Genomic DNA, 24,635 nt, shown 5'->3' with positions numbered 1-24,635 from the left:
ACGCCCGTGTCCGATCTCCCCGACGACAAGACCATGCCGCTGCTCGATCATCTGGTCGAGCTGCGCCGCCGGCTGATCTGGTCGGCGCTGGCGTTCATCCTCGCCTTCGGGGTGTGCTATTACTTCGCCGGCACGATCTACCAGTTCCTGCTCGACCCCTACGCCACCGCCGCGCTGGCCAAGGGCGGCAGCCGCCGGCTGATCTACACCGCCCCGACCGAGGCGTTCTTCACCTTCATGAAGGTGGCCGGCTTCTCCGCCGCCGCCCTGTGCTTCCCGATCTGGGCCGGGCAATTGTGGGCCTTCATCGCCCCCGGCCTCTACAAGCACGAGAAGCGGGCCTTCCTGCCCTTCCTGTTCGCCACCCCGGTGCTGTTCGCGCTGGGGGCCGCGCTGGTCTATTTCATCGTGCTGCCGGCGCTCTACACCTACCTGCTCGGGTTCGAGGCACTGGCGGTGCCGCCGGGATCGCTGCCGATCCAGCTTGAGGCCAAGGTCAACGAATCGCTGTCGCTGATCATGACCCTGGTGTTCGCCTTCGGGCTGGCGTTCCAGATGCCGGTGCTGCTGACCCTGCTGGCCCGGGTCGGCATCGTCACCGCCGACGGACTGGCGGCCAAGCGCCGCTTCGCCATCGTCGGCAATTTCGTCTTTGCCGCCATCGTCACCCCGCCCGACATCGTCAGCCAGTGCTCGCTGGCGGTGCCGATGGTGCTGCTCTATGAGCTGTCGATCCTGTCGGCCCGCTTCGCCGAACGCAGCCGCGCCCGCGCCGACGCCGAGGACGAATCCCTCCCCGTCCCCCTCACCGCCGCCGCCCCGGTCGAGGAAACCGACTTCAACGCCTGAGGTGGATGCGCGGATCAAGTCCGCGCATGACGGAAAGGACGGGGGGAGACTCCCTCCCCGCCACTCCCGGATAAATCGAATAAAATGAAGGGGGTCCTGGGCATCGCCCCGGCCGGGCCCGCGGGCGGGAGCCCGCGTAACGTCATGGTATGCGCGCGAAGCGCGCGGGCGGGAGCCCGCGTAACGTGATGGTATGCGCGCCGAGCCGCTTGCCCTGTCGGCCCGTTTTCGTGATATACCTTAACCTCATAACGAAAATCCGCCGCCGCAAAAAATTGCCACGTTCCGCTGCGAGGACGTGAGGCTGTCCCGGACTCGACAGTCGATGTTGCCTTTCCGACACCAGCGGGGAAGCAATCGCGTGGTCATCGACGGCCGGGCGCTGGCATGGCTTTTGCTGAACGGCTTGAAGCCACGCCGTCGTTTTTTTATCCCCCTGTTCTGGTTCCGAGGAATCGTTCCGATGTTCGCCCCGACCAAAGCCCCCTGGATCAGCCCCGGCGTGGTGATTCACCAGCCCGACAGCCCGGTTGACGCGATGCTGGCGGCGTTTGCCGCCGGGATCGCCGGACGCGGCTTCACCGTCGCCGGCTGCGTCCAGGGCGAGGGCGGGCTGATCGATCTGGCCAGCGGCACCCCGCTGCCGGGCGAGCCCGCCACCGCCGCCGCCCGCACCCTGCGCAAGGCGATGCGCGAGGATGCCGACCTTGCGGTGATCTCCGGTTTTCCGTTGTTCCGCCACGCCGCCACCGACCTTGCCGCCGCCGTCGGCGAGGGGCTGACCCAGGGCATGCCGGTGCTGACCACCGTCGCCGATGGCGGGGTGCAGGCGTGGCACGATTTCGCCGGCACCGCCGGCAGCCTGATTCCGCCGGCGATGGACTCGCTGTGGCGCTGGTGGGGGCCGGAGCGGCTGTACCAGGATCTCGCCCTCGGCGTCGCCCACGATCAGGTGCGGCAATTGGTGATCGGGCCGCGCTGGCTGATGGTCGAGGGGCCGGCCGGGGCCGGGCTGGCCTATCTGCCGCGCAATGCCCGCGATCTGATCAGCCGCCTCGCCGATTTCCGCAAGATGAGCCTGCGCCAGCTGGCCGATTATTCCAGTTCATGGGATCCGCTGGAAATGGCGCTGGGGGTGGCGGCGATCAACGCCCATTACAACCGCTTCGACCTGGAAGGCGAGCCCGGCAATGGCGCCCAGGCCTTCGGGACCGAGGCCGGGCGGGTGGTGGTGGTCGGCGCGTTCCCCGGCCTCAACGAGGTGATCCGCAATCCCCAGGTGATCGAGACCGATCCCCGCCCCGGCGAATATCCCACCGTGGCGATGGACACCCTGCTGCCCGGCTGCGCGGCGGCGGTGGTCGCCTCCTCCTCGCTGGTCAACCGCACCCTGCCCCGCATCCTGCGTCTGGCCCACGGCGCCCGCGTCGCCCTGGTCGGACCGGTGACGCCGCTGACCCCGCGCCTGCACGCCTATGGGGTCGAGATCCTGGGCGGGCTGGTGGTGCGCGACGCCAAGGGGCTGGGGGCGGCGATCCGCGCCGGGGCGCTGCCGCGCGAGTTCATCCGCTTCGGCCAGTATGTCCATCTTCGCCGCGCCGACACCGCCGCCGCGCCGGCCCCGCGCCGCGCCGCCCTGGCCTGAGGGGGGCCGGCGGATGGCCACCAAGCCGACGCCCCGCGACCTCCCGGACGGGCTCGGCCCGCGCCAGGATTTCGCCGACCGGCGCACCCTGTCGCTGATCGAGCCGGTGCAGGCGCCCTGGGTGCGGCCCGGTCTGGTGATCCACGACCCGGCCGAATCGGTCGATGGGCTGCTGGCCGATTTCGCGCTGCGCCTCAAGGGGCGGGGCTTCACCGTCACCGGCTATGTCCAGCGCAACCACGCCGCCGACGCCGCCCCCGGCGAGGGCTGCGCCGAGCGGATCGAGCTGTTCGACCTCGCCAGCGGCACCCCGCTGGCGGTCGAACGCTGCGACGCCACCCGCCATCTGCGTCAGGCGATGCGCGAGGATGCCGACCTGCTGGTGATCAGCCGCTTTCCCGCCTTCCGCTCCGCCTCGCGCGATCTCGGCGCCAGCCTGGGCCAGGGGGTGGCGCAGGGGCTGCCGGTGCTGACCTCGATCGCCGGGCGCTGCCTGCACCGCCTGCCGGCGCAGATGCGCCGCCAGGGGGCGATGGTCGCCCCCGATCTCGACTCGCTGTGGCGCTGGTGGGGGCCGGAACGGCTGTATCAGGACCTCGCCCTCGGCGTCGCCGACGACGAAATCCGCGCCATCGCCTGCGGCGGCCGCTGGATCATGGTCGAGGGCCCGCATGGCAGCGGCCTCGCCGCCCTGCCCCGCCCGCCGCGTGACCTCGCCCCCCGCCTCGCCGGGCTGCAACGCGAGGGGCTGCGCCGCCTCGCCCTGCTGTGCCGCTCGTGGGACCCGGTCGAGATGGCATTGGGCGTCGCCGCCCTCAACGCCCATTACAACCGGCCCGATCCCGACCTGCGCCCCGGCAACGGGGTGCAGGCGCTGCCGCACGGCCCCGGCCGCGCGGTGGTGATCGGCGCCTTTCCCGGCCTGGGCGGGATCCTGCCCCAGGCGGCGGTGATCGAGACCGAGCCCCGTCCCGGCGAGTTCCCGCCGGTGGCGATGGATACCCTGTTGCCGGGCTGCGGCTGCGCGGTGGTCAACGCCTCGGCGCTGGTCAACCGCTCGCTGCCGCGCATCCTGCGGCTGGCCGAAACCGCGCCGCTGGCGCTGATCGGCCTGTCCACCCCGCTGACGCCGCGCCTGTTCGATTACGGCATCGCCGTGCTGGGCGGGCTGGTGGTGCATGACCCGCGCGGCCTCGCCGCCGCGATCCGCGCCGGCGCCGCGCCGCGCGAATTCACCCGCTTCGGCCAATACCGCCACCGCTGCCGCGCCGCCGCCTGATCCCGGGCTCCGCCCGGACCCGCCAAGGGCCGCAAGGCCCTTGGAACCCTTTGATGGTCGGGGCACGCAGGCCAGGGAATGGGATCCAAGGGCCTGCGGCCCTTGGCGGGTGTGGGCAGCGCCCACGAAAAAACGGGAGCGGCGCCGAGCCGCTCCCGTTCCTTTACCCCAAGATGACGGCCGATCAGCCGATCTTGTCGAGTTCGCGCACCACGGCCTCACCCATCACGGTGGTGGAGACCTTGGCCTTGCCCGGCTGCATGATGTCGCCGGTGCGCAGACCGCCCTTCAGCACGGTCTTGACCGCGGTTTCGATCAGGTCGGCCTCGGCCTCCATATCGAACGAGTAGCGCAGGCACATCGCGAAGGACAGGATGGTCGCCAGCGGGTTGGCGATGTCCTTGCCGGCGATGTCCGGGGCCGAGCCATGCACCGGCTCGTACAGGGCACGACGGCGGCCGTTTTCGTCGGCGGCGCCGAGCGAGGCCGACGGCAGCATGCCGAGCGAGCCGGTCAGCATCGCCGCGCAGTCGGACAGGATGTCGCCGAAGGTGTTCTCGGTGACCATCACGTCGAACTGCTTGGGATTGCGCACCAGCTGCATCGCCGCGTTGTCCACGTACATGTGGGACAGCTCGACGTCGGGGAATTCCTCGCGCTGGAGCTTGACCATCTCCTCGCGCCACAGCACGGTGCATTCGAGCACGTTGGCCTTGTCGACCGAGCAGACCCGCTTGTTGCGCTTGCGGGCCAGTTCGAAGGCGACCCGGCCGATGCGGCGGACTTCCTCGGTGGTGTAGACCAGGGTGTTGACGCCCCGGCGCGAGCCGTCGGGCAGGGTCTCGATCCCGCGCGGCTGGCCGAAATAGAGGCCGCCGGTCAGTTCGCGCAGGATCATGATGTCGAGGCCGGCGACGATCTCGGGCTTGAGGGTCGAGGCATCGACCAGGGCGTCGAACACGGTGGCCGGACGCAGGTTGGCGAACAGGCCCATTTCCTTGCGGATCTTGAGCAGGCCGCGTTCCGGCTTCTTGTCGAACGGCAGGTTGTCCCACTTCGGGCCGCCGACCGCGCCGAGCAGCACCGCATCGGCCGCCAGCGCGTCGGCCAGGGTTTCGTCGGCCAGCGGGGTGCCGTGGACGTCATAGGCCGAGCCACCGATCAGACCCTCGGACAGGTCGAACTCGATTTTCCGCCGCTTCCCCAGCCAGTCGATGATCCGGCGCACCTGCGCCATCACTTCGACGCCAATGCCGTCGCCGGGAAGAATCAAAAGTTTCTTGGCGGACATGGTACGCTCCCAAATTATAACGATCGGATGGTGCCTACCGCCTTGCGGCGGCGGCGTCAATCCTTGTTGGTTAACCCGAAGGTCAAATCACAGCCAAGGCTGGGACTGGGTGCGGGTCTGTTCGAACGAAGCGATGCGGTCGGCCCGCTGCATCGTCAAACCGATGTCGTCGAGACCGTTCAGCAGGCAATGCTTGCGGAAGGGATCGACCTCGAAGGCGATGCAGCCGCCGTCGGGACCGGTGATGGTCTGCTTGACCAGATCGACGGTGACGATGGCGTTGGCGCCGCGATTGGCGTCGTCCATCAGCTTGTCGACCTGCTCCTGCGGCAGCTTGATCGGCAGGATGCCGTTCTTGAAACAGTTGTTGTAGAAGATGTCGGCGAAGCTCGGCGCGATCACGCAGCGGATGCCGAAATCGAGGATCGCCCACGGGGCATGCTCGCGCGACGAGCCGCAGCCGAAATTGGCCCCGGCCACCAGGATGCTGGCCGAACGGTAGGCCGCCTTGTTGAGCACGAAGTCGGGGACTTCCTTGCCGTCCGGGGTGTAGCGCATCTCGTCGAACAGGTTCTTGCCGAGCCCGGTGCGCTTGATCGTCTTGAGGAACAGCTTGGGGATGATCATGTCGGTATCGACGTTGATCATCGGCAACGGCGCCGCGACGCCGGTGAGAACGGTGAACTTCTCCATCGCCTTACAGCCCTCTCACATCGGTCAGCCGGCCGGTCACCGCCGCCGCCGCCGCCATCGCCGGGCTGACGAGGTGGGTGCGGCCGCCCCGGCCCTGGCGGCCTTCGAAATTGCGGTTGGAGGTCGAGGCCGCGCGCTGGCCCGGCTCCAACTGGTCGCCGTTCATCGCCAGACACATCGAACAGCCCGGCTCGCGCCATTCGGCCCCGGCCGCGCGGAAGATCGCGTCGAGCCCCTCGGCCTCGGCCTGCTCCTTGACCAGACCCGAGCCCGGGACGATCAGGGCGCGCACGCCCGGAGCGACCTTGCGGCCCTTCAGCACCTCGGCGGCGGCGCGGAAATCCTCGATCCGGCCGTTGGTGCAGGAGCCGATGAACACCACGTCGACCGGAATGTCGGTCGCTTTCTGGCCGGCGGTCAAGCCCATGTAGGCGATCGAGCGCTCGACGGCGCGGCGCTTGGCCTCGTCGGCGATCTCGGCCGGATCGGGCACGCGGCCGCTGATCGGGATCACGTCCTCGGGGCTGGTGCCCCAGGTCACCTGCGGCTCCAGGCTGGCGGCGTCGATCTCGATCTCACGGTCGAACACCGCGCCCTCGTCGGTGCGGAGCGTCTTCCAATAGCTGACGGCGGCCTCGAACGCGGCGCCCTTGGGGGCGCGCGGCTTGCCGGCGACGTAGGTGAAGGTGGTCTCGTCCGGGGCGATCAGGCCCGCGCGGGCGCCCGCCTCGATCGTCATGTTGCAGACGGTCATCCGGCCTTCCATCGACAGGCCGGTGATCGCCTCGCCGGCATATTCGATCACATAGCCGGTGCCGCCAGCGGTGCCGATCTTGCCGATGATCGCCAGCACGATGTCCTTGGCGGTGACGCCGGCCGGGGCCTGACCCTTCACCGTGATCCGCATGTTCTTGGCCGGCTTCTGCACCAGGGTCTGGGTCGCCAGCACATGCTCGACCTCGGAGGTGCCGATGCCGAACGCCAGCGCGCCGAACGCGCCATGGGTCGAGGTGTGGGAATCGCCGCAGACGATGGTGCTGCCCGGCAGGGTGAAGCCCTGTTCCGGCCCGACGATGTGGACCACGCCCTGGCGGATGTCGTCCATCGGGTAATACTCGACCCCGAACCTGGCGGCGTTGGCGGCCAGGGTCTCGACCTGAATCCGGCTTTCCGGGTTCTCGATCCCGTGCGAGCGGTCGGTGGTGGGGACGTTGTGATCGGCCACCGCCAGGGTGCGCTCGGGGTGGCGGACGCGGCGGCCGGCCATCTCCAGCCCCTCGAACGCCTGGGGCGAGGTCACTTCATGGACGAGATGACGGTCGATGTAGAGCAGACAGGTGCCGTCATCCTGGACGTCCACCAGATGGGCGTCCCAAATCTTGTCGAACAGCGTGCGAGGCTTGGCCATGACGATTCCCTGAAGTGCGGCGCGGCCCGGTCGGGCCCGATCGCCTCAAAGGTCGGACACATCCGGCACCGGCCGGGGAGCGGCGGGGCTGCCGCCCCGCACCCCGCCCGGGGGCCAAGCCCCCGGCCCCCCTTATTTTCGAAAATAAAGGGGGTCCGGGGCATCGCCCCGGGCGGGTGCGGGCGGCAGCCCGCCCACCATCGCCAGACCGGCCGAGGGACGGCCGAAGTTACTCTTTCGCCTTCGCCTTGGCGGCGGCGGCGTCGGCGCGCTCGGCGGCGGCCACCTTGCCGGAATGGCCGGTGGTCTGCTCGGCGATGCGGGCCGCCTTGCCGCGCAGGTCGCGCAGGTAGTACAGCTTGGCCCGGCGGACGTCGCCGCGACGGACCACCTCGATCGAGGCGATGTTCGGCGAGTAGAGCGGGAAGATACGCTCGACGCCTTCACCGTAGGAGATCTTGCGGACGATGAACGACGAATTGATGCCGTCGTTCTTGCGGGCGATGCAGACGCCTTCGTAGGCCTGGACACGCTCGCGGTTGCCTTCGATCACCTTGACGTTCACCTTGACGGTGTCGCCGGGGGCGAAGCTGGGGACGCCGCGCGCGGCGGTCAGCTTCTCGATCTGCTCCTTTTCGAGCTGCTCAATGATGTTCACCATGGCTCAACCCTCGCTCAGGTCAGTGGCGGCCTGGTACCGGTCCCACAGATCGGGCCGGCGCCGCCGGGTTATCTCCTCCGCCTGGCGACGCCGCCAGGCGCGAATCTTCTCGTGGTGACCGGACAGCAACACCTCCGGCACCGCCCGCCCCTGCCACAGCTGGGGACGGGTATAATGGGGATATTCGAGCAATCCCCACTCGAAACTCTCTTCGTCCAGCGATTCGGCCGCGCCGACGATCCCCGGCAACAACCGCACCACCGCGTCGAGCATCACCAGCGCCGCCGGCTCGCCGCCGGACAGGATGAAGTCGCCGATGCTGACCTCGACCGCCTCGCGGGCCTCCAGCAGACGCTGATCGACCCCTTCGAACCGGCCGCACAGCACCCGGACCCCGGGCCCCGCCGCCAATTCCCGCACCAGCGGCTGATCGAGCCGCCGCCCGCGCGGGGTCAGATAGATCAGCGGCCCGACCCCGCCCGCGCCGTCAAGAGCGGCGTCGAGCACGTCGGGGCGCATCACCATCCCGGCCCCGCCGCCGAACGGCGAATCATCGACCGAACGGTGACGGTCGGTGGCATAGCCGCGGATATCGACCGCATCGAGCGACCAGATTCCCTCGGCCAGACCACGCCCGGCCAGCGACAGGCCGAGCGGCCCCGGAAACATCTCCGGGAAGATCGTCAGCACCGTGGCACGCCACGGCCCGTCAGGTCTCTGCTCCACCCGCGCCCTCGTTTTCCTGCCCGCCCTCGGCATAGACCGGCGGCACCACCACCAGTCGGCCGTTGGCGAGATCGACTTCCGGCACGCTGGCCCGGGTGAAGGGCAGCAGCAGGCTGCCGCCTTCGTCCAGGGTGATGTCCAGCACGTCGCCGGCGCCGTGATCGGCCACCGCGCCGACCCGTCCCAACCGGTCGCCTTCCCCGGTAACGGCCACGAGGCCGACCAGATCGGCATAGAGGAACTCGTCCTCGCCGGTCGCGGGCAGACGGGCCCGCTCGACATACAGCCGCGCCCCTTTCAGCGCCTCGGCCGCGTCACGGTCGGCGATGCCGTCGAGGGTGGCGATCACCGCCCCCTTGGCTTCACCCGTGACCCGGAGCCGCCAGCGCCGCGTTCCGCTCTCGTCCTCCACCGGGGAGTAGCGGCCGATGTCGGCCGCCACCTCGGTGAAGCTCTTGAGACGGACCGCGCCCCGCACGCCGTGCACGCCGACGACCAGCCCGACACAGACACGCGAGGCCATCGGGCGTGATTACTCCGCCGAAGCCGCGGCGGCGGCGCGCTCGGCCGCTTCCTTGGCGCGGAGCTGCGCCTTGGCCTTCGGCTGCGGCTGCTTGGTCTGCTCGGGACGGGCCGGCTTCACCACCAGACCGAGGTCGGCGAAGAAGCGAACCAGACGGTCGGTCGGCTGGGCGCCGACCGACAGCCAATGCTTGGCGCGTTCCTGGTCGAGCACCAGACGCAGGCCGCTGTCGCTCGGCAGCATCGGGTTGTAGGTGCCGATCTTCTCGATGAAGCGGCCGTCGCGCGGCGAGCGGGCGTCGGTGACCACGATCTTGTAGAACGGGCGCTTCTTGGCGCCACCGCGGGAAAGGCGAATCTTCAGAGCCATCCTTGGGTCTTCCTCTGTTCGAAATCAAACACCGTGGGCGGCGGACCGCCCTGGGCGACTGGACCGGGCGGGTTCTACCGCCCCATTCTGATGTTGGGCGGCAGCAGCCCGGCGATGCCATGGCGCGCCAGCCCTTTCTGCCCCAACTTGGCAACCTTCTTCATCACGTCGGACATCATCAGGTACTGCTTCAGCAGCTTGTTGACCTCCTGGACGTCCACCCCGGCGCCGGCGGCGATGCGCTTCTTGCGCGAGGCCTTGATCAGGTCGGGATTGCGGCGTTCCTGCATCGTCATCGACAGGATGATCGCCTCCTGGCGCGCCAGCAGCTTGGGATCGACGCTGGCATCCTTCATCGCGGCGGCCATCTTGCCGGCGCCCGGCAGCATGCCGAGCATACCCTTGAGGTCGCCCATCTTGCGGACCTGGGCGAACTGCTTGCGCATGTCGTCGAGGTCGAACTTGCCCTTCTCGATCCGCTTGGCGAGCCGCTCGGCCTCTTCCTTCTCGACCGTCTCCATCGCCTTTTCGACCAGGGAGACGATGTCGCCCATGCCGAGGATGCGGCCGGCGACGCGGTCGGGGTGGAACACTTCGAGCGCGTCGAGCTTTTCGCCCGCGCCGAGGAACTTGATCGGCCGGCCGGTGACCGCGCGCATCGACAAAGCGGCGCCGCCGCGGGCGTCGCCGTCGATCCGGGTCAGCACGATGCCGGTGACGCCGACCTTCTCGTTGAATTCGCGGGCCAGGGTCACCGCGTCCTGACCGGTCATCGCGTCGGTGACCAGCAGGGTCTCGGCCGGGCGGGCGACGTCGCGCACCTCGGCGACCTCGGCCATCAGCGCCTCGTCGATATGCAGACGGCCGGCGGTGTCGAGGATCAGGACGTCGAAGCCTTCCTTGCGGGCCATGTCGAGGGCGCGGTGGGTGATCGCCACCGGCTGCTCGCCCATCACGATCGGCAGCGAGCCGACCTCGGCCTGCTCGGCCAGGATCTCCAACTGCCGCTGCGCCGCCGGGCGGTAGACGTCGAGCGAGGCCAGCAGCACCTTCTTGCCGGCCTTCTTGAGGCGCAGCGCCAGCTTGGCCGAAGTGGTGGTCTTGCCCGAGCCCTGAAGGCCGACCATCAGCACCACCGCCGGCGGGGTGACGCTGAGGTTGAGTTCGACCCCCTTGCTGCCGAGGGTGTCCATCAGCTCGTCATGGACGACCTTGACCACCATCTGGCCGGGGGAGACCGACTTGATCACCTCGGTGCCGACGGCGCGGGCCTTGACCCGGCCCATCAGTTCCTTGACCACCGGCAGGGCGACGTCGGCTTCGAGCAGGGCGACGCGAACCTCGCGCAGCGCCTCGGTGACGTCGGCTTCGGTCAGTGCCCCCCGCCCGGTCAGGCGTTCGAACACGTCACCCAGTTTCGCGCTCAGGCTCTCGAACATGCGCTTTCCCCACCCTGGTGGCCGTTCGCCCGCAACGAAAGTCACGCCGGTGCGCGAAACTCGCGGGCCGGCGGACCCCCTCGGGGGCATAAATCCGTCTTCAGCGAACCGAAGAGAGGCGGTTTCTACTCCGTTCCCCACCCCCGGTCAATAAAAATGCACAGATTTCCGTGCGCGACCGCAACCGCTGCCCCCCACCCTGCCCCCTCCCCGCTGCCCCGTCCTCCGCGCCCACAAACAGCGAAAAATTTTCGGTTTATTTTAGCCTTCAAGAATCGAATCTCTTTCTGAGTTTAATAAGATTGACTCGTGGCAATCAAAAAAAGAAATTGACGCCCCCCCCCCCTTCCCCGCTTCGCGCGCCACGGCGGCTGTCGTCGATGTTGGCGACCGCAACGACAGAGCCTTGCCATGCCCAATGATCTCACCACTCTGTGCATCGTCACCGGCCCGGCTCCGGCGCTGCTCGCCTTCCGCAACCGCTGCCTCCGCGTCCCGGACGGCGGAGGGCCGGGGTCGATCGTTCTCGATTTCCAGGCGATCCTGCCGATGCCGGAAGCCCTGATCGACACCACCCGCAGCGGCGAGACGGCGATCGCCATCGAGGCCCTGACCGGACAGACGCCCGACACCATCGGCGCCGGCTCCGCCCTCGCAACCGACTGGGCGCGGGAGCGGGACCTTACGACGCTCGAACAGCTCCGGGCCCATCTGGAGGAGAACCGACCGGAACTCCTGGCCGCCGCCCGGCGCTGCCTCGCGGCCTTCGCCGCGACGGGCCATTACAGCTGGTATGACTGGTGCCTCGAACACTGGGGCACCAAGTGGAACTGCTATGCGTTCAAGGAGGTGTCCGCCACCCCCGATCGCTATGAATTCAGGTTCGACACCGCGTGGGGCTTCCCCACGCCGATTTTCCGCCGGCTTGCCGCCGACTTCCCCGAACTGACCTTCGAATGCGCCTGCTTTGATGCCCTGGCCAATTTCGGCGCGCTCGGCCGGTTCGGCAACGGCGTGTGTACGTTCGCGGAGACGGAGCCGACCGAGGCACTCTATGAACGGGTCTATGGGGCGCCGCCACACCCCCACCACGGCGCACCGCAGGATCAGGCCCACCCACAGAGACGGGGCCGGCTGGCGCGGCTCTCGCGCCGGGTGATCAGCTGGCTGGGACGGGGACGGAAGCCGGGCTGAGCGTTGCCCCGCCGCCGTTCACAACCCCAGCAGCTTGCGGATCACGCCGAGGTTCCAGCCCTTGGCGGTGTCGAGCAGCAGGTCGGAAGAGGCCACCCCGTCGCCCTCGACCTGAAGCAGGGCACGGCCGCCCAGCACCAGCGTCACGTCGCCGGAATGGGTGCCGCCATCCCAGCGCACCAGCGCCTCCTCGCCCGCCACCTTGACCCGGCGGACATTGGCCGCCAGCGGCGCCCCGGGCTGGAACTGGGCGGCGGCGGCGGCCACCGCCGGGCTGTCCAGAATCAACAGCACGTTGACGCTGGCATCCTCGCGGGTGAAGGCCCGCCCGACCGACAGCCCGCCGCCCGAGCTGAACAGGCTCTGGGTTTCGGCCGCCTCGGCCTGCCAGCCCGACGGCGGCGGCGGCAGGGCGGCGGCCAACTGGGCGCCGATCCGGGTTTGCAGGTCGGACACCGCCGCCTCGAGATCATGGGCGGCGCGGGCCAGATCGCCGCGCGCATGGGCGGCGCGGGCGGAGTCCAGCCAGCCCGGCACCGGGTCGGGCCGCGCCGCCGCCGGCCCGTCGGCCGCCAGCCCCGGACCCGCCGTCACCACCGCCAGCGCCAGCATCAGCCCCGCTCCGGTCGTCAGCAGACGCATCTTGTTCGCCTCCCTCTTGCCGATCGCACCGGTTCCCGACTCTAGTCCCGAAGCGGCCGGGGCCGACCCGCGCTTTGCCCCGCCCTTCCATGCCGGCATCGCAAGGCCGGCCCGTTGCCTCATCGCGCCAGCTCCCGCCGCACCCGGTCCTTCTCCAGCACCAGCCATTGCAGCGCCAGCACCGCCATCGCGTTGTTGATCCGCCCGTCGCGGACCATCGCCAGCGCCTCGGCGGTGGAAACGACATGGGTGCGGATGTCCTCGCCCTCGCTCTCCAGCCCGTGCACGCCATGGATGGCGCGGCTGTCGATCCGGGCGCAATACAGCCGGCAGCTTTCCGACGAGCCGCCGGCGGTGAGCAGGAAATCGCCGACATGGACCATCGCCTCGGGATCGGCTCCCGCCTCTTCGCGCGTCTCGCGCCGGGCGACGTCGTCGGGATGCTCGCCCGCCTCGATGATCCCGGCGACGCATTCGATCAGCCAGGGATGCCAGCCGGCGGCATAGGCCCCGGGGCGGAACTGCTCGATCAGCGCCACCTCGTCGCGCTCGGGATCATACAGCAGCACCACCACCGCGTGGCCGCGCTCGAACACCTCGCGCACCAGCTCGCGCGACCAGCCCCCGGCGAAGGTGCGGTGGCGCAGGCGGTAGCGATCGACCCGGAAATAGCCCTGGAACACCGTCTCGCGGCTGATGACATCGACATCCTTGCTGGCGTCCACACCGTCTCTCCGTTGGTCGTGATGGGGGGGGGAAAGGCCGGGAAACGGCCAGGGGGGAAAGGCGAGAGTAAGCCGCCCCTCGCCGCTTGAAAAGGTGGGAAACGCCGCCCGGCTCCCCCTCCCCCCGGCGCGGGGCTTGACGGCGCGGCCCGGCTTGTCTACTCACTGGGCGAAAATCCCCGCTTTGTCCTTGTCTTCCCCCGGAGAGCCCGATGGCCGCCTATCAGTACGTCTACGTAATGAAGAATCTGACCAAGGCCTATCCGGGTGGCAAGGAAACCCTGAAGGGCCTGTGGCTGAGCTTCCTGCCCGGCGCCAAGATCGGCGTGCTCGGTGCCAACGGCGCCGGTAAATCGACCCTGCTCAAGATCATGGCCGGGATCGACAAGGAATATGGCGGCGAGGCCTGGGCCGCCGAGGGGGTCAAGGTCGGCTACCTGCCGCAGGAGCCCCAGCTCAATCCCGACAAGGACGTGATGGGCAACGTGATGGAGGCGGTGGCCGAGACCAAGGCCCTGCTCGACCGCTTCGAGGAAGTCTCCGCCCGTTTCGCCGAGGAACTGTCCGACGACGAGATGAACGACCTGATCGCCGAGCAGGCCGACCTTCAGGAAAAGATCGACCATCTCAACGCCTGGGACCTCCAGCGCACCATCGAGATCGCGATGGACGCCCTGCGCTGCCCGCCCGGCGACGCCGACGTCACCAAGCTGTCGGGCGGCGAGCGCCGCCGCGTCGCCCTGTGCCGGCTGCTGCTGTCCCATCCCGACATGCTGCTGCTCGACGAACCGACCAACCACCTCGACGCCGAATCCGTCGCCTGGCTCGAACGCTACCTGGAGGATTACAGCGGCACCGTGGTGATCGTCACCCACGACCGTTACTTCCTCGACAACGTCACCGGCTGGATCCTCGAACTCGAACGCGGCCAGGGCATCCCCTACGAGGGCAACTACACCGGCTGGCTGGAGCAGAAGGAAAAGCGCCTCGCCCAGGAAGAGCGCGAGGAAAGCGCCCGCCAGCGCACCATCAAGGAAGAGCTGGAATGGGTCCGCGCCAGCCCGAAGGCGCGCCAGACCAAGAGCAAGGCCCGCATCAACGCCTTCGAGGATCTGGTCGCCAAGTCGCAGGAAAAGGCCACCGGCCCGGCCCAGATCACCATCCCGCCGGGGCCGCGCCTGGGCGGCAAGGTGATCGAGGCCGAAGGCGTGTCGAAGGGCTTCGGCGACCGCCTGCTGTTCGAAAACCTGTCGTTCCGCCTGCCGCCGGGCGGCATCGTCGGCGTGATCGGCCCCAACGGCGCCGGCAAGACCACCCTGTTCCGCCTGATCACCGGCCAGGAGAAGCCCGATACCGGCAGCTTCACCGTCGGCGAGACCGTGGTGCTCGGCTATGTCGATCAGAGCCGCGATTCGCTCGATCCCAACAAGACGGTGTTCGAGGAAATCTCCGACGGCCAGGACGAAATCGACCTCGGTCGCCGCAAGATCAACTCGCGCGCCTATTCCGGCCTGTTCAACTTCCGCGGCCCCGACCAGCAGAAGAAGGTCGGCGTGCTGTCGGGCGGTGAGCGCAACCGCGTCCACCTCGCCAAGATGCTGTCGCGCCCGGCCAACGTCATCCTGCTCGACGAACCGACCAACGATCTCGACGTCGAAACCCTCCAGGCGCTGGAAGAGGCGCTCGGCGAGTTCCCCGGCTGCGCCGTGGTGATCTCGCACGATCGCTGGTTCCTCGACCGCATCGCCACCCACATCCTCGCCTTCGAGGGCGATTCGAAGGTGGTGTGGTTCGAAGGCAACTACCAGGATTACGAGGCCGACCGGCACCGCCGCCTCGGCACCGAGGCTGATCAGCCCCACCGCATCAAGTACAAGCCGCTGACCCGGTAGAGATAAAAGTGGGCGCTGCCCACACCCGCCAAGGGCCGCAAGGCCCTTGGATCCCATCGATGGTCGGGCACCCCCGGCGATCAAGGGAACGGGATCCAAGGGCCTCCGGCCCTTGGCGGGCGTGGGCGGAGCCCACATGAACCGCGTCTTCGTCGCCCTGGTGGCGGTATCGTTCCTGTTCGCCGCCGCCGGTGGCGAAGCGGCGATGCAAAAGCTCTCCACCGGGCTGGTCGAGGGCGCGGCGGCGGCGGTGCCGCTGGCCTTCGGCCTGATCGGCATCATGGCCCTGTTCCTCGGGGTGATGAAGGTGGCCGAGGCCGCCGGTCTGCTCGACGCTCTGGCCCGGCTGCTGCGGCCGGTGCTGACCCGGCTGTTTCCCGAACTGCCGGCCGATCATCCCGCCTTCGGGGCAATGGCCCTCAACCTTGCCGCCAATCTGCTCGGGCTCGGCAATGCCGCGACGCCGTTCGGGCTGCGGGCGATGCAGCAGCTTGAACGCGCCAATCCCCATCCCGGCACCGCCAGCAACGCCCAGGTGCTGTTCCTCGCCCTCAACACCGCCGGCATCACCCTGCTGCCAGCCAAGGTGATCGCCCTGCGCGCCAGCGCCGGCGCCGCCGATCCAGCGGCGGTGGTCGGCCCCACCCTCGCCGCCTCGCTGACCGCGCTGGTGGTGGCGGTGATCGCCGCCAAGCTCCTGCAACGGCTGGTGCCCCCGCCGATCGCCCTGCCCGCCCCGCCCCCGTCCGACGCGCCACTCGCGCCGCTGCTGCTGACCCTGGCCGGGCTGGCTGGGCTGGCGGCGGCGCTGCTGGCCTGGGGCAGTACGGTCGGGCCGTGGCTGCTGCCCAGTCTGGTGGCGGGGATCCTGCTCTATGGCGCGGCGCGGCGGGTGCCGGTCTATGAAAGCTTCGTCGCCGGGGCGCGCGGCGGCTTCGCGGTGGCGATCCGCATCCTGCCCTATCTGGTGGCGATCCTCGCCGCCATCGCCATGCTGCGCGCCTCCGGGGCGCTCGAAGCCCTGTTGACCCCGCTCGGCCACCTGACCGCCCCGCTCGGCCTGCCGGCCGAGGCGCTGATGATGGCGGTATTGCGCACCCTGTCGGGCTCGGGCTCCTATGGGCTGTTGGCCGACGCGATGAAGACTCCCGGGATCGGGCCGGATTCGCCGCTCGGGCTGCTGCTCGGCACCCTTTACGGTTCGACCGAGACCACCTTCTACGTGCTGGCGGTCTATTTCGGCGCGGTCGGGCTCAAGCGCATCCGCCACGCCCTCGCCGTCGGGCTGATCGCCGATACCGCCGCCCTGGTCGCGGCAGTGCTGGCCTGCCGGTAAAAAAGCGCGGGCTCTGCCCGCACCCGCCAAGGGCCGCAAGGCCCTTGGATCCCATCACGAAAAGGAGATCGGGATGAGTCTGGCCTTTCTGCTCACCTCGCTGATCGTGGTCGCCTCGCCGGGGACCGGGGTGGTGATCACCCTGGCCGCCGGGCTGTCGCGCGGCCCCCGCGCCGCGCTGGTGGCGGCGCTGGGCTGTACCCTCGGGATCGTGCCGCACATGCTGGCGGCGATCACCGGGCTGGCGGTGCTGTTCCATGCCAACACCCTTGCCTTCGAGACGATCCGCTGGGCCGGCATCGCCTATCTGCTGTGCATGGCCTGGATGACCCTGCGCGAGCACGGCACGCTGAAGGTCGAGCCGGCGGGGGCGCCGCGTTCGGATGCCCAGGTGATCGTCCAGGCGGTGCTGGCCAACCTGCTCAATCCCAAACTGTCGATCTTCTTCTTCGCCTTCCTGCCCCAGTTCGTCGCCGCCGACGAGCCGCAACCGACCCTGCTGATGCTGGAACTGTCGGCGGTGTTCATGGCGATGACGCTGCTGGTGTTCGCGCTGTACGGGCTCTGCGCCGCCGCGATGCGCGACCGGGTGCTGTCGCGGCCCCGGGTGCTGACCTGGCTGCGGCGCAGCTTTGCCGCCGCCTTCGTCGGCCTGGGGGTCAAGCTGGCCCTGACCGAACGCTGACTTCCCCCAAAGGGTTCCAAGGGCCTTGCGGCCCTTGGCGGGTGCGGGCAGAGCCCGCATCCTTGTTTCCCCTTCAGTTCACCCCTGCCAGGAGAACATCTCGGCCGGGGCCTCACTGCAATGGCAGGTTTTGGTGCCGCAGCATCCGCCCTGCTGACGCTTGACCTTGCCCCGGGCGATCCACTGATCGAGCACCAGCGCGACCGCATCGGGATCGGCATCGCAGGCGATGGCGAGGTCGGTCCGGCTGGCCGGGCCATTTTCGATCAGGTAGGCACGCACACTCGACAGGCTCAGCATGTGGGTCACTCCGCGGCGGCCGGATCGAGGCGGCGCACCTGCCGCCGTCCGGCGATGGTCATCAGCACCACCGCGCCGGTGATCAGCAGGAAGCATCCCACCAGCCACGCCCCAGCGGTGGCCGGGTGGCGGCTGAAGGTGGCGGCCTGATAGAACACCACCGCCGACAGATAGCCGAGCGAGGTGGTCCAGGCGGCGGCGAAGGCGGTCCACCCCCCGCCGGCTTCCTGGCGGATCGCGCCGGCGGCGGCGACGCAGGGGGTATAGAGCAGGATCAGCATCATGTAGGCGAAGGCACCGATCGCGCCGTCGAAGCGGGCCACCATCGCCCCGAACACGCCGCCGGCCACCTTCAGTTCCGCCGCCACCTCTTCGGTCTCGTGGTGGGCCGCCGCGCCGAAGCCGAGCGGGTCACCCGCGTCCTTGGCCAGGGCGCCGAGCTTTTCCGGGATGGTCGCCGCCGCCGCCGCGAGCTTTTCGCTCAGGGTCGGGGCCGGCGGCGCTTCGCCGGACGGGGCCGGGGCGGCGGCATCGTCGATCTGCGAATAGAGCGCGTTGAGGGTGCCGACCACCGCTTCCTTGGCGAAGATGCCGGTGAACAGCCCGACCGCCGCCGGCCAATTCTCCTCGGTGAGGCCGATCGGGGCGAACACCGGGGTGATGGTCCGGCTGATCACCGACAGCAGCGATTCCTTGGTGTTCTCCTTGCCGAAGCTGCCGTCGGTGCCGAGCGTGTTGAGCAGCGACAGCACCATCACCATCGGCACGATCACCTTGCCGGCGCGGAACAGGAAGTCACGCAGCCGCTGCCACGCCTGGAGCCCGACGCCGCGCAGGGTCGGCAGGTGGTAGGGCGGCAGCTCCATCACGAAGCGGGTCGGCTCGCCCGGCAGCAGGGTCGATTTCAGCAGCAGACCGGTCACCACCGCGAAGGCCAGCCCGAGCAGATACAGCCCGAACACCACGTTCTGGCCGTTGTCGGGGAAGAACGCCACCGCGAACAGCACGAACACCGGCAGCCGCGCGCCGCAGGACATGAACGGCGCCATCAGGATGGTCAGGATGCGGTCGCGCCGGTTTTCCAGGGTGCGGGTGGCCATGATCGCCGGCACGTTGCAGCCGAAACCGACGATCAGCGGCACGAACGACTTGCCGGGCAGGCCGATCGCCCGCATCGCCCGGTCCATCACGAAGGCGGCGCGGGCCATGTAGCCCGAATCCTCCAGCGCCGACAGGAACAGGAACAGGCAACCGATGATCGGCAGGAAGGTCGAGACGGTCTGGATGCCGCTGCCCAGGCCCTTGGCGACGGCGACGACCAGATCGGGCGTGCCCAGCCCGGCCAGCGCCTCGCCCAGCCCGTCCACCAGCAGCGCGCCGAAGGCCTGATCGAAGAAATCGACGAAGGCGCCGCCGATCTTGATGGTGAACAGGAACATCAGATACATCGCGAACAGGAACACCGGCACGCCCAGCACCCGGTTCAGCACCACCTGATCGATCCGGGCCGACAGGGTGGACGAGACCCGGCGGGTGCGGCGCAGGCCGGCGGCGATGAACCGCCCGGCCAGGGCGTAGCGGGCATCGGCGATGACGATGTCGGCCTCGTCGCCCAGCGCCTCCTCGATCGCGTTGCGGCCGGCGATCAGTTCGCCGTCGAGCCGGCCGGCGGCGAGCGATTCGGCCAGTCCGTCGCCTTCCAGCAGCTTCAGCGCGGCCCATTCGGGATCGACCCCGCGCGCGGTGGCCGCCCCGGCCAGACCGGGCAGCAGCGCCCCCACCGCGTCGAGCACCGCCGGCGGGTAGTCGGGGCGCACCGCCGAGGCGACCGGCCGCGCCGCCACCGCGGCGATGGCGCCGCGCAGGTCGTCGATGCCCTTGCCCCGGCTGGCGACGATGCCGACCACCGGGCAGCCCAGCTCCCGCGCCAGCGCGTCGAGATCGACGGCAAGGCCGCGCCGGCGGGCGATGTCGATCATGTTGACCGCCACCACCATCGGCACCCCGGTCTCCAGCAGCTGGATGGTGAGGTAGAGATTGCGTTCCAGCGCGGCGGCATCGACGATGTTGACCACCAGCCGGGCCTGGCCCGACAGCAGGTAGTCGCGCGCCACCCGCTCGTCCTCGCCGCCGCCCCCGCCGCCGCCCAGCAGATAGATGCCGGGCAGATCGACCACGGTGACCTCGTCGCCATCGAAGCGATAGCGGCCTTCCTTGCGCTCGACGGTGACGCCGGGCCAGTTGCCGACCTTCTGGCGCGCCCCGGTCAGGGCGTTGAACAGGGTGGTCTTGCCGCAATTGGGATTGCCGGCCAGGGCAATGGTGATGGGCATGGTCAGATCCGCTCCAGCCGAAGAATCGCCGCCTCGCCACGGCGCAGGGTCAGGGTGAAGTCACGCAGGGCGATTTCGACCGGGTCGCCGAGCGGGGCCACCCGGGTCACCCGCAGCGACACGCCGGGAGTCACCCCCATCGCCAGCAGACGCTGGCGATAGGCGCGGTCCCCTGCCCGAAAGCCGGCGACCCGGGCGGACTCCCCCGGTTTGAGATCGGTAAGACTGAGGTCCATCGTCAACTCCCGGGATCCTTATTCGCAGATTTTGCGAATGAATTGCATTTGGACCTCAGGCTAGTCCCTGAACCGCGTGGGGTCAAGCGCGGGATGTGCCTGCGACGCACTCGCATGGCTGCCCGCCGCCAGCGGCGGGGCCGATCGGCAAACCGGCGTTGGCAGCGCGGCGGAACGCGCCGTAAGATGCCGGCCTGCCCTCTTCCTGCCGGGATCCCTTTTCCTTGACCAGTTCCGATCCGGCCCTCGGGGCCGACCTTCTCGCCCTGCTGGAGCGCCTGATCGCGCTCGACACCTCCTATCCGCACGGCAACCTGCCGCTGCTGGAGCTGGCGGCGGAACGGCTTGCCGCCTGCGGCGCCAGCCTGCGCTGGAGCTGGAACGACGACCGCACCAAGGCCAACCTGTTCGCCACCATCGGCCCGGCCGACCGCCCGGGTTTGATGCTGGCGGGCCATACCGACGTGGTGCCGGCCGGCGCCCAGGGCTGGAGCAGCGAGCCGTTCCGCCTCGCCCGCCGCGAGGGGCGGCTGTTTGGCCGGGGCACCGCCGACATGAAGGGCTTCATCGCGGCGATGCTGGCGCTGGCCCCGGCCTGCGCCGCCGCGCCGCTGGCCCTGCCGATCCATTTCGCCCTGACCTATGACGAGGAAATCGGCTGCATCGGGGTGCGGCGGCTGATCGAGGATCTGCGCGATTTCGCGCCCCGCCCCCGCCTGTGCGTGATCGGCGAGCCGACGATGATGCGGGTGGTGACCGGCCACAAGGGACGCAAGGCGGTGCGGGCCCGGGTGCTGGGCCATCCCTGCCATTCCTCGCTCAACGACCAGGGGGTCAACGCGGTCGAGATCGCCGCCGAACTGGTGGCGCGGCTGCGGGCGATGCAGCAACGCTTCCGCGAGGAAGGACCGTTCGCCCCGGGCTACCAGCCGCCCTACACCACCGTCCATACCGGCCTGATCGCCGGCGGCCGCGCCCTCAACATCGTGCCCGATCTGTGCAGCTTCGAATTCGAGATCCGCAACCTGCCCCGCCACGACCCCGACAGCGTGATGGCCGAGGTGCGCGGCTGGGCCCAGGATCTGGTGCCGGAAATGCTGGCGGTGTCGGACGAGGCCGGCATCCTGCTCGACGAACACACCACCGCCGGCCTCGACATGGACGACGACGACCCGGCGGTGCGCCTCGCCCTGCGCCTCGCCGAGGGCGGTCCCACCGCCCGGGTGTCCTACGGCACCGAGGCCGGATTGCTCCAGCAGGCCGGCTTCCCCACCGTGGTGTGCGGCCCCGGCGACATCGCCCAGGCCCATAAGGCCGACGAATTCATCGCGATCGACCAGTTGGCCCGCTGCGAGGCCTTCCTCACCCGCCTGCTCGCCTTCGCCCGGAATCCGGGCTGACACCGGCGGGGGGAGTTACGCGGGCTCCCGCCCGCGGGCCCGGCCGGGGCGATGCCCCGGACCCCCTTTGATTTCATCTCTGTAAATCGAACCTGTATCTGGATCAGGGCTCGCATTGAAGAATGACGGCTTGGTGTTTCTGGCCATACTTCCCGAACAGCGCGACCTCGACCCTGTCGCCCTCGACCGGCTGCATCTTGAGGTAGCCCATTGTCAGAATGGAGCATTTCCCCGCCCCGGCTCCCTTGAACGAAAAGGTCGAGATCGTGCCATCCCGCCCCGAAAACTGAAGGGGAAAACCACAGAGCCAGGGTTCCTCGAAGCGAATCTCTCCGCTGGTGGCTCCGAGATCGACCGGGGAACGAGACAAGGTCAGGATCACCGGAACCAACCGTTCACCTATTGGCGATGGGAAAGTGCCTAAGCAGCGTTGTTCCGCCGCCAGAGCCCCACCCTGGAAAAAAACCAGCATGACGCCCACTACGCCGAGCAGAAACAAGGGATTGGTCATTGATTCCTCCTGATCCTGGAGGTCAGAACCTCATGGCAACACGACGTTTCATTCGCTAAAAATTACAACTAAAAATAAAATAAATAAAGATATTTTGATTTAAAATATGACGCTGCCATAAATATAATCAAAGAAACGAACAAAAATCCTCCAAAAATATAGACTTTCTTTTTAGATGATCTTTTTTCAATAAAAAGCCCCCTCACCCGATCCCATTCTTCATTTGAAAGCGTCAGAACGATCGGCTTCCGCTGATTCATCCTCCCCCCCCTTGCCGTGGGTAACGCGCAACAAGCACACCGTCGATCCGCGCCTCGATCGGTCGGGCGGGATCACCGTCGAGCAAGATGGTCAAAGCATGCCGTTCACGGCCGGACCGCCCGTCACTCATCACCTGCAACGCCACCCCGTCCGCCCCGGCCTTCAGCCGGGTCTGGAACTCCACCTCCAGCGAGGCGATACGGACCTGGGGCCAGCAATCCCGACAGGTGGCAGTGGCACGATCGAGTTCGGCGCCGAGACGGCAGGCAAACATTTCCAGACCACTGCCCATTACCCTGCCTCCTCCGGATCAAGCCAGTAGGGTTTGCGGACGAACCCAACATGGTAGACCATCGCCTGCAGCACCACCTGATGCTCGCCAACATTGAGCAGAGTGAAATTCTTTTCGATGCCGATAATGCGTCCGCGCGGGGGTTCAGACAGACAACGGTTAAGCAGCAAAGCCTCGCGCGCCGTCTCTTCTTCCGAGACCAGCTTTTCCGGGTTGGTGTTGCCAACCACGATCCGCTTCACATAGCCAACATTCGTCAAATCAAACATGGGAGGCGCCTTCCCGGAAAAGCTGTACCCCTAGCTGCCATTCTGACGTTCACTCACGGCGTACCCGTCCCCACGGCCGGCGTCGCGGCCGACGCATTAACCGAAGTGATCTTTTTGGGCGCAACCGACTGAGCGATCAGGTCAAGCACGCGCGCCAGCCCTTCGGGCATCCCGTCATCAACAGCATGAACCTCGACGTGATATTTGGCGGTCTGGTCGGTCGAGCGGGTGTTTTCCTTGTGCGAAGAGACCGAGCCGGTAATTTTGACCGAGACACTGAACGGCCCCCAGCCGACCTTGGCCTGAGCATCGAGCGCAGCTTGGCTGGTGGAACCCTCGCTGCTCGCCTGGGCATTCTTCACCTCCATGTCGAAGGTGATGTCCACCTTGTTGATCGCCAAGCTGGGAATCTTGACCAGCGCGAGCAGGGGCACTTCCAGATTGACGGTTTCCTGTGGAATGTCGCTGGCTTTAATGTCGGGGGGCGTGCTCCGAGACGCCCGGTCGAAGCGGAACGCGACCGTGCGCACCTGAAGCGGGTCGTTGTCGTTCTTCGGCGGGAGGAACCCTACCACATTGATGAAATTGGCGGTGGCGGTGGCCAGTCGAACCTGCGCTTCGCAGGCCGCGCTCAGCGGCGCGCCGATCAGGTCCCCCATCGGCAGGCCACGGAACTGGTCACCCATGTTGAATTCGGGCATGGGAAGATCTCCTTGGTGTGGGTTAGATCAGCTTGTCGAGTTGCTGGATCAGTCGGGCCATCCCGTCGGACGGGGGCTGGCTCTCGACCCGGAGGGTGACACGGGCCGTTCCCCCCGTGGCACCATTGCGGCGAGCACTGAGATCGACCCCCAAAGGCTGGTGGGGTTCGCTCGGCCAACCCGGCGTGCCGTTCCGCACCGGGTCGGCGGAGGCGGGTGATTTAGCCTCCGCCTTGCCGTCCGGGTTGCCGAGACCGACCTCGAAACTGATTTCCATATCCTTGATACTGAGCAGGCGGCTCCCAACCAGAGACAGCAGGGGCACCCGAACCAAGCGTTCATCACCCTGCTCGGCGTCGAGCGATAGCGACGGCAACCGCACATCGACACTGACGGGACGGTTGTCGGCATCAAAATAACGACTGACTGTCGAGATCTGGAAACGCTGAATCTTGTCCTGAGCTTCCGCCACCGCTCCGGCAATACTCTCGATCAATTGATGAAGCGACAGATTGGTCACGTCCACCTCCTCATCACTCGCCACCATTTGTGACAGATCGCGAGCAATAAGCTCGCATTACATTTGAGGAAAATTCTGAGTAATATAATTATATTCCACAGAGAGCGATATACGCAGCCGCACCATCAATATTATTGAATGAAAAAGCATTAAAGCGATTGTGACAACCACCTTATTTTAAAATAACCGATCAATTTCATTAATAATATGGATCTATGGTCATCTTTTTTATTGGATTATTTTTTAATGAGCACCCTCTCTTACAAGAGAGTCGTATCCGTAAAAACATCCATATTATAGCGGCGTCACCGCATTAACTTCAACCTTAAATTTATATCAGAGTCGGATCGGCGCCGTTAGGCTGCATAACCGATGCATACGGGCCGGGAAGCCACTATCCTCATTACCATGAGATCAGTTCTGGCGTTGCGGGGCTCACTGACCGCAGCAAGTCG

The 24,635-nt window shown here is 67.8% G+C and carries 26 protein-coding genes; 8 read left to right on the top strand and 18 right to left on the bottom strand.

All coding sequences use genetic code 11. From position 1 onward, the window contains the following. The first annotated feature begins 6 nt into the window (after positions 1-6). The 3 genes from tatC (at position 7) to ACFSNB_RS03565 (ending at position 3,773) form a co-directional block, all read left to right on the top strand. On the top strand, positions 7-849 hold the full coding sequence (gene tatC, locus ACFSNB_RS03575; RefSeq protein WP_377314573.1) for a twin-arginine translocase subunit TatC: 843 nt from the start codon (positions 7-9) through the stop codon (positions 847-849). 463 nt (positions 850-1,312) lie between these two features. After that, positions 1,313-2,494 (top strand): Rossmann-like domain-containing protein, encoded by a 1,182-nt coding sequence (locus tag ACFSNB_RS03570; RefSeq protein WP_377314572.1) that lies wholly within the window; start codon positions 1,313-1,315, stop codon positions 2,492-2,494. Between the two features lie 13 nt (positions 2,495-2,507). Beyond that, positions 2,508-3,773, top strand: coding sequence for a Rossmann-like domain-containing protein (locus ACFSNB_RS03565; RefSeq protein ID WP_377314570.1), 1,266 nt, complete (start codon positions 2,508-2,510; stop codon positions 3,771-3,773). A 184-nt stretch (positions 3,774-3,957) separates the two neighbouring features. Here ACFSNB_RS03565 and leuB read toward each other — a convergent pair whose 3' ends face one another. The 8 genes from leuB to ffh form a co-directional block, all read right to left on the bottom strand. Next, positions 3,958-5,064, bottom strand: coding sequence for a 3-isopropylmalate dehydrogenase (gene leuB / locus ACFSNB_RS03560; protein WP_377314568.1), 1,107 nt, complete (start codon positions 5,062-5,064; stop codon positions 3,958-3,960). Between the two features lie 87 nt (positions 5,065-5,151). Continuing rightward, positions 5,152-5,757, bottom strand: coding sequence for a 3-isopropylmalate dehydratase small subunit (leuD, locus tag ACFSNB_RS03555; RefSeq protein WP_377314566.1), 606 nt, complete (start codon positions 5,755-5,757; stop codon positions 5,152-5,154). Between the two features lie 4 nt (positions 5,758-5,761). Continuing rightward, positions 5,762-7,165, bottom strand: coding sequence for a 3-isopropylmalate dehydratase large subunit (leuC, locus tag ACFSNB_RS03550; protein WP_377314564.1), 1,404 nt, complete (start codon positions 7,163-7,165; stop codon positions 5,762-5,764). A gap of 229 nt (positions 7,166-7,394) precedes the next feature. Beyond that, on the bottom strand, positions 7,395-7,823 hold the full coding sequence (gene rplS, locus ACFSNB_RS03545; protein ID WP_377314638.1) for a 50S ribosomal protein L19: 429 nt from the start codon (positions 7,821-7,823) through the stop codon (positions 7,395-7,397). A gap of 6 nt (positions 7,824-7,829) precedes the next feature. Further along, the gene (gene trmD / locus ACFSNB_RS03540) at positions 7,830-8,552 is read right to left on the bottom strand and encodes a tRNA (guanosine(37)-N1)-methyltransferase TrmD (RefSeq protein ID WP_377314562.1); all 723 of its coding nucleotides are present in this window, start codon (positions 8,550-8,552) and stop codon (positions 7,830-7,832) included. Next, the gene (rimM, locus tag ACFSNB_RS03535; RefSeq protein WP_377314560.1) at positions 8,536-9,075 is read right to left on the bottom strand and encodes a ribosome maturation factor RimM; all 540 of its coding nucleotides are present in this window, start codon (positions 9,073-9,075) and stop codon (positions 8,536-8,538) included. The genes trmD and rimM overlap by 17 nt, the downstream gene beginning before the upstream one ends. 9 nt (positions 9,076-9,084) lie before the next feature. Continuing rightward, positions 9,085-9,444: a 30S ribosomal protein S16 gene (rpsP, locus tag ACFSNB_RS03530; protein WP_377314558.1), complete on the bottom strand. Its 360-nt coding sequence runs from the start codon at positions 9,442-9,444 to the stop codon at positions 9,085-9,087. 74 nt (positions 9,445-9,518) lie between these two features. Continuing rightward, entirely contained in the window at positions 9,519-10,883 is a 1,365-nt protein-coding gene (ffh, locus tag ACFSNB_RS03525) for a signal recognition particle protein (RefSeq protein WP_377314556.1), read from the bottom strand. 411 nt (positions 10,884-11,294) lie between these two features. Between ffh and ACFSNB_RS03520 the strand changes: the two genes are divergently transcribed. Further along, positions 11,295-12,077, top strand: coding sequence for a hypothetical protein (locus ACFSNB_RS03520; RefSeq protein ID WP_377314555.1), 783 nt, complete (start codon positions 11,295-11,297; stop codon positions 12,075-12,077). A gap of 18 nt (positions 12,078-12,095) precedes the next feature. Here ACFSNB_RS03520 and ACFSNB_RS03515 read toward each other — a convergent pair whose 3' ends face one another. Both ACFSNB_RS03515 and ACFSNB_RS03510 read right to left on the bottom strand, forming a co-directional pair. After that, the gene (locus tag ACFSNB_RS03515; RefSeq protein WP_377314554.1) at positions 12,096-12,719 is read right to left on the bottom strand and encodes a hypothetical protein; all 624 of its coding nucleotides are present in this window, start codon (positions 12,717-12,719) and stop codon (positions 12,096-12,098) included. A gap of 119 nt (positions 12,720-12,838) precedes the next feature. Next, positions 12,839-13,444, bottom strand: a complete 606-nt coding sequence (locus ACFSNB_RS03510; protein ID WP_377314552.1) for an NUDIX domain-containing protein — start codon at positions 13,442-13,444, stop codon at positions 12,839-12,841. Between the two features lie 212 nt (positions 13,445-13,656). On the opposite strand from ACFSNB_RS03510, the gene ettA reads away from it, so the two are divergent. The 3 genes from ettA (at position 13,657) to ACFSNB_RS03495 (ending at position 17,357) form a co-directional block, all read left to right on the top strand. Further along, a complete protein-coding gene (gene ettA / locus ACFSNB_RS03505) occupies positions 13,657-15,336 on the top strand; it encodes an energy-dependent translational throttle protein EttA (protein WP_377314550.1) in 1,680 nt (559 codons plus the stop codon). Positions 15,337-15,472: 136 nt separating this feature from the next. Continuing rightward, the gene (locus ACFSNB_RS03500) at positions 15,473-16,672 is read left to right on the top strand and encodes a spore maturation protein (RefSeq protein WP_377314548.1); all 1,200 of its coding nucleotides are present in this window, start codon (positions 15,473-15,475) and stop codon (positions 16,670-16,672) included. A gap of 73 nt (positions 16,673-16,745) precedes the next feature. Further along, a complete protein-coding gene (locus ACFSNB_RS03495; protein ID WP_377314546.1) occupies positions 16,746-17,357 on the top strand; it encodes a LysE family translocator in 612 nt (203 codons plus the stop codon). A gap of 78 nt (positions 17,358-17,435) precedes the next feature. Here ACFSNB_RS03495 and ACFSNB_RS03490 read toward each other — a convergent pair whose 3' ends face one another. From ACFSNB_RS03490 to ACFSNB_RS03480, 3 genes are read right to left on the bottom strand one after another with little or no spacing between them, the layout of a single operon-like run. Next, complete coding sequence (locus ACFSNB_RS03490) at positions 17,436-17,657, bottom strand: FeoC-like transcriptional regulator (protein ID WP_377314544.1); 222 nt, start codon at positions 17,655-17,657, stop codon at positions 17,436-17,438. 5 nt (positions 17,658-17,662) lie between these two features. Then, a complete protein-coding gene (gene feoB / locus ACFSNB_RS03485; protein WP_377314542.1) occupies positions 17,663-19,990 on the bottom strand; it encodes a Fe(2+) transporter permease subunit FeoB in 2,328 nt (775 codons plus the stop codon). Between the two features lie 2 nt (positions 19,991-19,992). Further along, positions 19,993-20,226: a FeoA family protein gene (locus ACFSNB_RS03480; protein ID WP_377314540.1), complete on the bottom strand. Its 234-nt coding sequence runs from the start codon at positions 20,224-20,226 to the stop codon at positions 19,993-19,995. 224 nt (positions 20,227-20,450) lie between these two features. On the opposite strand from ACFSNB_RS03480, the gene argE reads away from it, so the two are divergent. Then, a complete protein-coding gene (gene argE, locus ACFSNB_RS03475) occupies positions 20,451-21,626 on the top strand; it encodes an acetylornithine deacetylase (RefSeq protein WP_377314538.1) in 1,176 nt (391 codons plus the stop codon). 103 nt (positions 21,627-21,729) lie between these two features. Here argE and ACFSNB_RS03470 read toward each other — a convergent pair whose 3' ends face one another. From ACFSNB_RS03470 to ACFSNB_RS03450, 5 genes are all read right to left on the bottom strand, one after another. Continuing rightward, positions 21,730-22,137, bottom strand: a complete 408-nt coding sequence (locus tag ACFSNB_RS03470; RefSeq protein ID WP_377314536.1) for a hypothetical protein — start codon at positions 22,135-22,137, stop codon at positions 21,730-21,732. 256 nt (positions 22,138-22,393) lie between these two features. Then, the gene (locus tag ACFSNB_RS03465; RefSeq protein WP_377314534.1) at positions 22,394-22,690 is read right to left on the bottom strand and encodes a hypothetical protein; all 297 of its coding nucleotides are present in this window, start codon (positions 22,688-22,690) and stop codon (positions 22,394-22,396) included. Beyond that, entirely contained in the window at positions 22,690-22,959 is a 270-nt protein-coding gene (locus tag ACFSNB_RS03460) for a hypothetical protein (protein ID WP_377314532.1), read from the bottom strand. Before ACFSNB_RS03460 ends, ACFSNB_RS03465 begins: the two co-directional genes overlap by 1 nt. A gap of 53 nt (positions 22,960-23,012) precedes the next feature. Next, positions 23,013-23,660, bottom strand: coding sequence for a DUF2589 domain-containing protein (locus ACFSNB_RS03455; RefSeq protein WP_377314530.1), 648 nt, complete (start codon positions 23,658-23,660; stop codon positions 23,013-23,015). Positions 23,661-23,682: 22 nt separating this feature from the next. Continuing rightward, entirely contained in the window at positions 23,683-24,180 is a 498-nt protein-coding gene (locus tag ACFSNB_RS03450; RefSeq protein WP_377314528.1) for a DUF2589 domain-containing protein, read from the bottom strand. Positions 24,181-24,635: the final 455 nt, after the last annotated feature.

The sequence above is a fragment of the Phaeospirillum tilakii genome (genome assembly GCF_042683125.1).
GTDB classification, from domain to species: domain Bacteria; phylum Pseudomonadota; class Alphaproteobacteria; order Rhodospirillales; family Magnetospirillaceae; genus Phaeospirillum; species Phaeospirillum tilakii.
This window is presented reverse-complemented; position numbering and strand designations above follow the sequence as displayed.